The sequence below is a fragment of the Proteiniborus ethanoligenes genome (genome assembly GCF_900107485.1).
In the GTDB taxonomy this organism is placed as follows: Bacteria; Bacillota; Clostridia; order Tissierellales; family Proteiniboraceae; genus Proteiniborus; species Proteiniborus ethanoligenes.
Genome location: NZ_FNQE01000028.1, coordinates 1 through 10,291, shown reverse-complemented (window position 1 = coordinate 10,291; position 10,291 = coordinate 1). Strand labels below are relative to the sequence as shown.

The following is a 10,291-nucleotide window of genomic DNA, read 5'->3' as shown; positions in this document are numbered from 1 at the left end:
CGATTTCCTGAATGCTTTTATCAGGAAATCGTTGGTAGGCCAAACGCAACGAGAACCAAATTTATGGGAGCGATAGCGAGCAGATAAATTTGTGTAGTGAGACTGCGGGAAATGACCTAACCCGATTTCCTGAAAGTGTGTATTTTATTTAAAGATTTTAGACCAATTTTTTTTAGGAGGAGTGATATACATGAAAATGTCAAGGCTGTATATGCCAACCTTAAGAGAAGTTCCATCAGAAGCGGAGCTTCCAAGTCATCAGCTTTTACTAAGGGCTGGAATGATTAGAAAATTAGTATCAGGAGTATATTCATATTTACCTCTTGGGCTTAGAGTATTAAAAAAAATAGAGGATATTGTAAGGGAAGAGATGAATGCCATAGACTCTCAAGAAGTGCTCATGTCAGCTATTCAACCAGCAGAGCTTTGGAAAGAATCAGGTAGATGGGATGATTTTGGACCTGAAATGTTTAGATTATACGATAGAAACCAAAGAGAGTTTTGCCTAGGCCCAACACATGAAGAGATATTTACAGATCTTATAAGATACGAAGTAAAATCCTATAAACAGCTACCATTAAGCCTTTATCAGATACAAACTAAATATAGAGATGAAAAAAGACCTCGATTTGGCCTTATGAGAGCAAGAGAATTTATAATGAAGGACGCATACACTTTTGATATAGATGAGGAAGGCATGAAGAAATCCTATGAGGATATGTGGATAGCTTATGAAAAAATCTTTTCAAGATGTGGATTAAAATTTAAGGTAGTCCAAGGAGATTCTGGTGCCATGGGAGGAAATGCTTCACATGAATTCATGGCAATGTCAGAGTATGGTGAAAGTGAAATAGCATATTGTGATAATTGTGATTATGCAGCTACAGATGAAAAAGCAGATTGCTTATATGAAATAAAAGAAGAAAATAGAGAAATGCTTGTATCTGAAAAAGTTCACACACCAAATGCTAAAACAATAGAAGAAGTATCAAAGTTTTTCCATGCACCTGCTGAAAGCTTTGTAAAGACACTATTATATATGGCTAAAGATGAAGTTGTTGCAGTTGTAATTCCAGGAAACAGAGAATTAAATGAAATAAAGCTAGTGAAAGTATTAGGAGTTCCAGAGCATGAGCTTATGATGGCAGATGAAGAAGCAGTAAAAGAAGCTACAGGAGCAGAAGTAGGCTTTGCAGGACCAATAAACTTAAAGAAGGGCATAAGAGTTATAGTGGATTCAAGAGTTACAAAGATGGTTAATTTCATAGTAGGAGCAAATGAAACAGACTATCACATTAAAAATGTTAACTATGAAAGAGATTTCAAAGGAGAAGTAATAGATGATTTACTATTAGTTCAAGAAGGTGACAGATGTCCAAAATGTGGCACACCACTTAAAACAGACAGAGGAATAGAAGTGGGCAATATATTCCAGCTAGGACTAAAATATAGTAGTACTTTAGGAGCTACATTCTTAGATGAAAATGGTAAGGAAAAAGAAATATTCATGGGCTCACATGGGGTAGGAGTTTCAAGAACAGCAGCTGCTGTAATAGAGCAATTCCATGATGAAAATGGAATTATATGGCCTTTGTCAGTAGCGCCATACCATGTGATTATCACCATTGTTAACACTAAAAATGAAGAACAGACTCTTCTTGGAGAAAGATTGTATAATGAGCTAGTGAAAGCTGGTTTAGAAGTATTACTTGATGACAGAAATGAAAGAGCAGGAGTTAAATTTAAGGATGCGGATTTAATAGGTGTACCTATAAGAGTTACGGTAGGCAAAAGAGCAAATGAGGAAGTTGTTGAGTTTTCACTAAGAAGAGATGGAGAGAAAGCTGAAATAAATACTGGCGAAATATTAGACAAAATAAGAGAAGAGTTCAGCAACCAAGGTTTAACATTCTAAAGAGGGCAATGCCCTCTTTTTTTGAATATCTCTTAATGTTTTTGCAAAAGATAATTATATCTAAAAATATTAGGAGGAGAAGCATGGATAACAACAGAAGAAGAACTAAATATAGGGAAAGATTCACTTTTTTATCGATTGGATGGTGGATAATGCACATAGCCTTATTATTTCTTGTATTTTATCTTATAAGAAGATTTTAATAGCCTTGTATATAAGAGTATAAGACCTTTATAATAACATTATTTCTTGATACTAGATAGATAGTAGTATATAATATACAAAGATAAATTAGATTGATTAAATTAATGATAAATTTTATATAGGAGGTAGTAAAGATGTCAGAGGTGAGAGTTAGGTTTGCACCAAGCCCAACAGGATATTTACATATAGGCAGCTTAAGAACAGCTCTTTATGATTATTTGTTTGCAAAGAACAAGGGTGGTAAATATATACTTAGAATTGAGGATACAGATCAATCAAGATATATGGAAGGTGCCATAGAAAACATGATTGAAGTTTTAACGTGGTCGGGGGTAGTTCATGACGAGGGAGTATTTATAGAAGAGGGTAAGATAGTACAAAAAGGTGAGTATGGTCCCTATATTCAATCAGAAAGGCTTCATATATATAAACAATATATAGAAGAATTATTAGAGAAAGGACATGCTTACTATTGTTTTTGCCATAAGGAAAGACTTGAAAAAATTAGAGAAGAGCAGAAAGAAAAAGGTTTAATGCTTGGTTACGACGGTCATTGTAGAGATATAAGCATAGAAGAAGCAAGAGAGAGAGTAGAGGCAGGAGAGGAATATGTAATCAGGTTAAAATTCCCTAAAAACAGAGACATCGTATTTCATGACATAATAAGAGGGAAAATAACAATAAATACTAATGATATAGATGATCAGGTCCTTTTAAAATCCGATGGATTCCCTACCTATCACTTTGCAGTAGTAGTAGATGACCATTTAATGAAGATAACTCATATAGTAAGAGGAGAAGAATGGCTACCATCTGCTCCAAAGCATGCCTATTTGTTTGAGGCTTTTGGATGGGATACACCAGAGTTTGTCCATTTACCTACAGTGCTTAATAAAGAAAAGAAAAAACTTAGCAAAAGACATGGAGATGTTTCTGTAGAAGATTTTAGAGCAAAGGGATACTTACCGGAAGGATTAGTAAACTATCTTGCTTTAGTAGGATGGAGCCCAGAAAGTAACAAAGAGTTCTTTACTATGGATGAGCTTATTGAAGAGTTTTCATTTGAAAGAGTATCAAATACTGGTGGAGTATTTGATAAGGATAAGCTTGACTGGGTAAATGAACACTACATTAGAAATAAAAGTGTTGATGAAATTACTGAGCTAGCTATACCACATCTTTTAGAGGCAGGCTACATTGCACAAGAAGATATAGAGAATAGATACAACTGGATAAGTCTTATAGTATCAACACTTCAAGAAAGAATATCCTATGTGGCAGAGATTAAAGAACAGGCACATTTTTATTTTTGTAATGAAATAAAACCAGAAAATGAAGAGGTAGTTCAAATGCTTAAGGGAGAACAAGTTCCTGCTCTAATTCAGACATTTAAGGAAGAACTTACCCAAATAGATGAAATAGATGAAGAATTTTCAACAACTATAATGAAGAAAATTCAAAAAGCAACTGGAGTAAAGGGTAAAAACTTATTTATGCCAGTAAGATCAATGTTAACTGGACAGCTTCATGGACCGGACTTAGACAAAATAATTTTAATTTTAGGGAAACAAAATATACTTAGTCGCATAGAATATGTAGAAAAACATATATTATAATAGTGTTTAGTTTGAGCTTGTTTAGGGTATAAAACAAAAAAATATATTGAAAAATATATTAATATCTAGTAATATATTATAAATATTTATTATTCAAAAGGTTATGATGAGGTAGAGTAAATCTATTAAACTTACAGAGAGGGGCTTTTATAAGCTGAGAGAAGCCCTAGGTCAATTTTAGATCCAAGTGCACCTTTGAACTGTTGCCTGAAATAATAGTAGGGTAAACCGGCTAGCACCGTTAAAGCTTTACAAGGCGGGGCAAAATTGCCCAATTAGAGTGGAACCGCGGAACCAAACCGTCTCTTTGTTTAAAGAGACGGTTTTCTTATGACCTAACCCGATTTCCTGAACACTTTTATCAGGAAATCGTTGGTAGGTCAAACGCAACGAGAACCAAATTTGCACGACCGAATGGGAGTGAACAAATTTGTGTTTCGAGACTGCGGGAAATGACCTAACCCGATTTCCTGAACGCTTTTATCAGGAAATCGTTGGTAGGTCAAACGCAACGAGAACCAAATTTATGGGAGCGATAGCGAGCAGATAAATTTGTGTTTCAAAACAGTCCATTTAAAGATAGTAAGTTCAAGAATCAGAAAGGAAAGGGAAAATTATGTTTAAGCATTTAAAATTAGATATCAATGCTGTGAAAGAAAGGGATCCGGCAGCTAAAAGTACTTTAGAAATATTGCTTTGCTATCCTGGACTTCATGCTATAATGTTTCATAGAGTGGCTCATTGGTTTTATAACAAGAAATTTTTCTTTTTAGCTAGATTCATATCCACAATAGCTAGATTTCTAACTGCAATAGATATACACCCAGGAGCTAAAATAGGTGAGGGAGTTTTTATAGATCATGGCATAGGTGTAGTCATAGGGGAAACTGCTGAAATAGGAAATAATGTAACTATATACCAAGGAGTTACTCTTGGGGGAACAGGGAAGGACTGCGGGAAAAGACACCCAACTATAGGAAACAATGTGGTAGTAAGTAGCGGAGCAAAGGTCTTAGGACCATTTAGAGTAGGAGATAATTCTAAAATTGGAGCAGGGTCTGTAGTATTAAAGGAGGTACCTCCTAACTGTACAGTAGTTGGTATACCAGGCAGGATAGTAGTTAAAGAGAACAAACGAATTTCCTTAGTTAGTACAGGAATTGACCTAGACCAGGTAAGGCTTCCAGATCCTGTAGCGCAGGAGCTAGATGAACTAAGAAAGAGAGTTGCTGAATTAGAAAAATATTTTTATAACTCAATGGGGAGGGGTAAGGATGAAGCTTTATAATACACTTACAAGAAAAAAGGAAGAATTTATACCATTAAAACAAGACAAAGTTACTATATATGTATGTGGACCAACGGTATATAATTATATTCACGTAGGAAATGCAAGGCCTCTAGTGGTTTTTGATGTTCTGAGAAGGTATTTAGAATATAAGGGCTATGAAGTAGAATATTTAGTGAATTTTACTGATATTGATGATAAACTAATAAACAAAGCTAAGGAAGAAGGCGGTACAGTAAAAGATATTGCAGAAAAGTTCATTGATGAATTTTTAATAGATGCAAAGGGATTGCTGTTAAAAGAAGAATCTACAAATCATCCTAAGGCAACTGAGCACATAGAAGAAATAGTTGATTTTATACAAGGCCTTGTAGATAAAGGATATGCCTATAGTGTCCAAGGAGATGTATATTTTGACATAACAAGACTAGATGATTATGGAAAGCTATCTAAGAAAAATATAGATGATCTAGTATCAGGAGCAAGAGTAGAAGTTAGTGTAGTTAAAAGAAATCCTATGGACTTCACCCTATGGAAAAGCGCAAAACCAGGAGAGCCTTCATGGGAAAGCCCTTGGGGAGCTGGTAGACCAGGCTGGCATATAGAATGTTCAGCTATGGCTAAAAAATATTTAGGAAATACTATAGATATACATGCTGGGGGGGAGGATTTACAGTTCCCGCACCATGAAAACGAAATAGCACAAAGTGAAAGCCTTACTGGGGAACCTTTTGCCAACTATTGGCTTCATAATGCAATGATTAATGTGGAAAATCAAAAAATGTCAAAATCCATGATGAATTTCTTTACAGTTAGAGAAATAAGCCGAGAATTTGATTTAGAAATACTGAGGTTTTTCATACTTTCAGCACATTATAGAAAGCCAGTGAATTTCAGCAGAGAGCTGGTAGAGCAAGCACAAAATGGACTTGAAAGATTATATAATGGAAAGAATAACCTAGAATATTTAATGAATATTTGTGAAGAAAAGGAATTAAACCATGAGGCTCTAGAGATAAAAGAGAATATTCTTGAGTTAAAGAAAAAGTTTATAGACAGCATGGAGGATGATATAAACACTGCTGATGCCATATCCGTATTGTTTGAAATAGTAAAGGAAGTAAACACTAAATTAAATCCAGAATCACCAAAGGAGCTAACAGAGCTTATATATCATATTTTATTAGAGCTTAGCCAGATATTGGGAATACTAAACAAAAAAGATGAACTATTAGATGAGGAAATAGCAGAGCTAATAGAGAAGAGAACAGAGGCTAGAAAAAACAAAGACTTTAAGCTTGCTGATGAGATTAGAGATAATTTGAAGGAAAAAGGAATAATACTTGAAGACACTAAAGAAGGGATAAAATGGAAGAGGGTAAGATAAAATAATGGATGAATACTTGCTTAAAGGATTCAAAAAAATATGCAAAGGCTGGGGAGTAGATTGCAAAATGCTGTCTCCTCTTCAGCTTGCTTACGTAGGAGATGCAGTATATGAGCTTTTTGTAAGAACTTATTTACTAGGAACAAAAAACATTTCTGTAAATGAGCTTCATAAAGAGGCAATAGAGTTTGTTAAAGCCAAAGCACAGGCAGATATTATTCACAATTTAGAGGATAAGCTTACAGAAGAAGAGTGGCAGATGGTCAAAAGAGGAAGGAATGCAAAATCAGGTTCAGCACCTAAAAATGCAAATCTTTTAGACTATAAATATGCAACAGGCTTTGAAACATTAGTAGGTTTTTTATATCTTACGGAAAGATATGATAGGATATTAGAAATATTTAGTATAATAATAGGAGAACAAGAGAGTAAATAATAAGGGGGAAATGTATATGCTTAAGGTGAGCTTGTTAAGATACACTCAAGATGCGGAAAAATTAGTAGCGGCAGCTGCAAAGCTATGCTATTCGTCAGTGGGAGTAGATAGTATTGAAGAAAAGCTTGATGATGAAAAGACTAGAAGCTTTATCGAAATGTTAATGGAGCTAGGGCATGAGTCTCCAATAGAGCATGTGTCTTTTACTTTTGGGGTTGAGGGAATAAGCAGAGTGCTTACTCATCAGCTAGTAAGACATAGAATAGGAGCTTCCTATTCTCAACAGTCTCAGAGATATGTTAAGCTTGAACAATTTGATTACATAATTCCGCCATCAATAGAAGGCGTACCAGAAGCTAAGGCAATGTTTATAGAAGCTATGGAGCAGGATCAAAAATATTATAACCAGATAACGGACATACTATATAGGGAGCATTATGAAAGGTTTATAAAAGACGGTCATAGTGATACTAAGGCAAAAAAAGATGCTGAAAAAATGGCTATTGAAGATGCTAGATATGTATTTCCAAATGCATGTGAAACAAAGATTGTATTTACTATGAATGCTAGAGCCTTATTTAATTTCTTTGAAAAAAGATGCTGTAACAGAGCTCAATGGGAAATACGTGAATTAGCTACTGAAATGCTAAGGCTTGTTAAGGAAATAGCACCTTCATTATTTAAGTATTCTGGTCCAAGTTGTATAAATGCACCTTGTCCAGAAGGTAACATGACTTGTGGAAAGATAAAAGAAGTAAGGGAAAAATTTAAGAATTTATAAGAACACTTAAATTCCACTTTCTATACAACTATAACAAGAGGTGAAAAGAATGATAGAGGAAGGCTATGTAGAAGGACGTAACCCTGTCATAGAAGCCATAAGAGGCGGCAGAGAAATAGATAAAATATTAATAGCCAAGGGCTCAGAACAAGGCTCTATAAATAAAATAATTGGAATGGCAAAGGACAAAAAAATAGTTATACAATATGTAGAAAAAGCAAAGCTTGATTCAATGTCAGAGACAAAAGCACATCAAGGAGTAATAGCCTTAGTTACTCCATATTCTTATGTTGAAGTAGATGACATAATTAAAGCAGCAGAAGATAAAAATGAAGACCCATTCATAATAATATTAGACGAGATAGAAGACCCTCATAATCTTGGAGCCATTATTCGTACAGCAGAATGTGGGGGAGCACATGGAGTCATAATACCTAAGAGAAGAGCAGTAGGCTTAACTCCAGTAGTCATAAAGTCTTCAGCGGGAGCAGTGGAGCATATGAACATTGCAAAAGTATCAAATATTGCATCTACAATTGAAGAGCTCAAAAAAAGAGGCATATGGATATATGGAGCAGACATGGAAGGAAAGCATGATTATTTCCAAAAAGATCTTACTGGACCTATTGCAATAGTAATAGGTAGTGAAGGAAAAGGAATAGGAAGACTAATAAAGGAAAAATGTGACTTCCTAGTTAAAATACCTATGAAGGGCAAAGTATCTTCACTTAATGCTTCTGTTGCAGCTTCAGTAATGATGTATGAAGTATTAAGACAAAGGAGCATAAGAGAATGACATGAAGAGTAGTAAGGAGTATTTATTTGTAGATGGTTATAATATAATAAATAATTGGAGCAATTTAAGGAAGCTGTCTAAGGAAAGTCTTGAAACAGCAAGAAATGAACTGATTGATATATTAGCTGAATACCAATCATTTACAGGAATAAAGGTCATACTAGTCTTTGATGCACATCTAGTCAAAGGTAGTATGGAAAAGAATGAGAGCATTAAAGGTATCCATATAGTATATACAAAAGAAAAAGAAACAGCTGATCATTACATAGAAAGAACCTTAGACTTAATTGGTAGGACAAAAAAGGTAAGAGTAGCTACATCTGATTGGATAGAGCAGCAAGTAGTAATGGGAAGAGGTGGAACTAGGATTTCAGCTAGAGAACTCAAACTAGAAGTAGATTATTACAAAGAAATAATAAGAAAGAAAAATGAGAGAATTAATGAGATAAATGATATCTTAATGGGAAGGCTAGATAAAAAAACTATAGAGATGCTTGAAAAACTTAGAAAGAATAAGTAAATGCCTTGACTGTAGTCTTAAATATATATATAATTATGTTAAGTTCGGGGTAGTTCCAACATTATGCAGGAGGGGATGCTGGTGGGGTTAAGTGTATATAAAGATTTATCAACAGATACATACGATAATATGGATGATGAAAAAATAATTGAAGATGCAAGAAATGGTGAACCAGAGGCATTAGAATATCTTATAAAAAAGTATAAAAATTTTGTTAGAGCTAAGGCTAGGTCTTATTTTTTAATTGGTGCAGACAAGGAAGATATTATTCAAGAAGGGATGATAGGTCTTTATAAAGCTATACGTGATTATAATCAGGACAAGCTCACTTCTTTTAGAGCATTTGCCGAACTATGTATAACTAGACAAATAATCACTGCTATTAAAACTGCTACAAGACAAAAACATATACCATTAAACTCTTATGTTTCACTTAATAAGCCTATCTACGATGAAGAATCAGATAGAACGCTTCTTGACGTATTAACAGGGGCTAAAATAACTGATCCAGAAGAGTTAATAATAAGCAGAGAAGAGCTTAAAAGCATTGAAAATAAAATAGGTGAAATTTTAAGCGATCTTGAGTGGGAAGTTTTAATGTCATATCTTCAAGGTAAATCATACCAGGAGATAGCAGTTGATTTAGATAGACATGTTAAATCAATAGACAATGCACTGCAAAGGGTTAAGAGAAAGCTAGAACGATATTTAGAAATTAAAGACATATAGTCTTTTAATTATGCATTATTTTTCTATTGACATAAAAACCAGGTGATAGTAAAATTATCTAAGTGGTGGCTACAGATGCCCATGTAGCTCAGGAGGTAGAGCACTTGCATGGTAAGCAAGAGGTCACCGGTTCGAGTCCGGTCGTGGGCTCCAATAATGAATAACAATATGAAACACCTGGGTGAGTTTTCTAGACATATAAAAAATAGACATCTGAGTTCGAAGTATTTTGAACCATAGATTTCAATGTAATCATTTATTTTATTTTTTAAAATGTATAGTAGGGAGGAATAAAAAAAATGGCAAAAGCAAAATTTGAAAGAAATAAGCCACACGTAAACATTGGAACAATAGGACACGTTGACCACGGTAAAACAACACTAACAGCAGCAATCACAGCAGTATTAAACAAAAGATATGGCACAGGTGAATTTATAGACTATGCACACATAGACAAAGCACCAGAAGAAAGAGAAAGAGGAATAACAATATCAACATCACACGTAGAATACGAAACACCAAACAGACACTACGCACACGTAGACTGTCCAGGTCACGCTGACTACGTAAAGAACATGATAACAGGAGCAGCACAAATGGACGGAGCAATCCTAGTATG

The 10,291-nt window shown here is 34.5% G+C and carries 10 protein-coding genes, 1 tRNA gene and 1 other annotated feature; all 11 genes read left to right on the top strand.

Annotated features, from left to right (window positions below; translation table 11 throughout):
- Positions 1 to 190: 190 nt before the first annotated feature.
- Positions 191 to 1,915, top strand: coding sequence for a proline--tRNA ligase (locus BLV37_RS11525; protein WP_091731586.1), 1,725 nt, complete (start codon positions 191 to 193; stop codon positions 1,913 to 1,915).
- 338 nt (positions 1,916 to 2,253) lie between these two features.
- A complete protein-coding gene (gltX, locus tag BLV37_RS11520; RefSeq protein WP_091731584.1) occupies positions 2,254 to 3,735 on the top strand; it encodes a glutamate--tRNA ligase in 1,482 nt (493 codons plus the stop codon).
- Positions 3,736 to 3,829: 94 nt separating this feature from the next.
- Positions 3,830 to 4,045: a binding site (T-box leader), on the top strand.
- A 306-nt stretch (positions 4,046 to 4,351) separates the two neighbouring features.
- Positions 4,352 to 5,023, top strand: a complete 672-nt coding sequence (gene cysE, locus BLV37_RS11515) for a serine O-acetyltransferase (RefSeq protein ID WP_091731581.1) — start codon at positions 4,352 to 4,354, stop codon at positions 5,021 to 5,023.
- On the top strand, positions 5,010 to 6,410 hold the full coding sequence (gene cysS, locus BLV37_RS11510; protein ID WP_091731579.1) for a cysteine--tRNA ligase: 1,401 nt from the start codon (positions 5,010 to 5,012) through the stop codon (positions 6,408 to 6,410). The genes cysE and cysS overlap by 14 nt, the downstream gene beginning before the upstream one ends.
- Positions 6,411 to 6,414: 4 nt before the next feature.
- Positions 6,415 to 6,846, top strand: a complete 432-nt coding sequence (locus tag BLV37_RS11505; protein ID WP_091731576.1) for a Mini-ribonuclease 3 — start codon at positions 6,415 to 6,417, stop codon at positions 6,844 to 6,846.
- A gap of 16 nt (positions 6,847 to 6,862) precedes the next feature.
- A complete protein-coding gene (gene thyX / locus BLV37_RS11500; RefSeq protein WP_091731573.1) occupies positions 6,863 to 7,627 on the top strand; it encodes an FAD-dependent thymidylate synthase in 765 nt (254 codons plus the stop codon).
- Positions 7,628 to 7,676: 49 nt separating this feature from the next.
- Positions 7,677 to 8,423, top strand: coding sequence for a 23S rRNA (guanosine(2251)-2'-O)-methyltransferase RlmB (gene rlmB, locus BLV37_RS11495; protein WP_091731570.1), 747 nt, complete (start codon positions 7,677 to 7,679; stop codon positions 8,421 to 8,423).
- Between the two features lies 1 nt (position 8,424).
- Entirely contained in the window at positions 8,425 to 8,943 is a 519-nt protein-coding gene (locus BLV37_RS11490) for an NYN domain-containing protein (protein ID WP_091731567.1), read from the top strand.
- 75 nt (positions 8,944 to 9,018) lie between these two features.
- The gene (gene sigH / locus BLV37_RS11485) at positions 9,019 to 9,672 is read left to right on the top strand and encodes an RNA polymerase sporulation sigma factor SigH (RefSeq protein WP_091731564.1); all 654 of its coding nucleotides are present in this window, start codon (positions 9,019 to 9,021) and stop codon (positions 9,670 to 9,672) included.
- Positions 9,673 to 9,749: 77 nt separating this feature from the next.
- Positions 9,750 to 9,825: transfer RNA gene (locus tag BLV37_RS11480), tRNA-Thr, on the top strand.
- A gap of 146 nt (positions 9,826 to 9,971) precedes the next feature.
- On the top strand, positions 9,972 to 10,291 hold a 320-nt coding region (locus tag BLV37_RS11475), incomplete at its 3' end, for a GTP-binding protein (protein WP_244270531.1).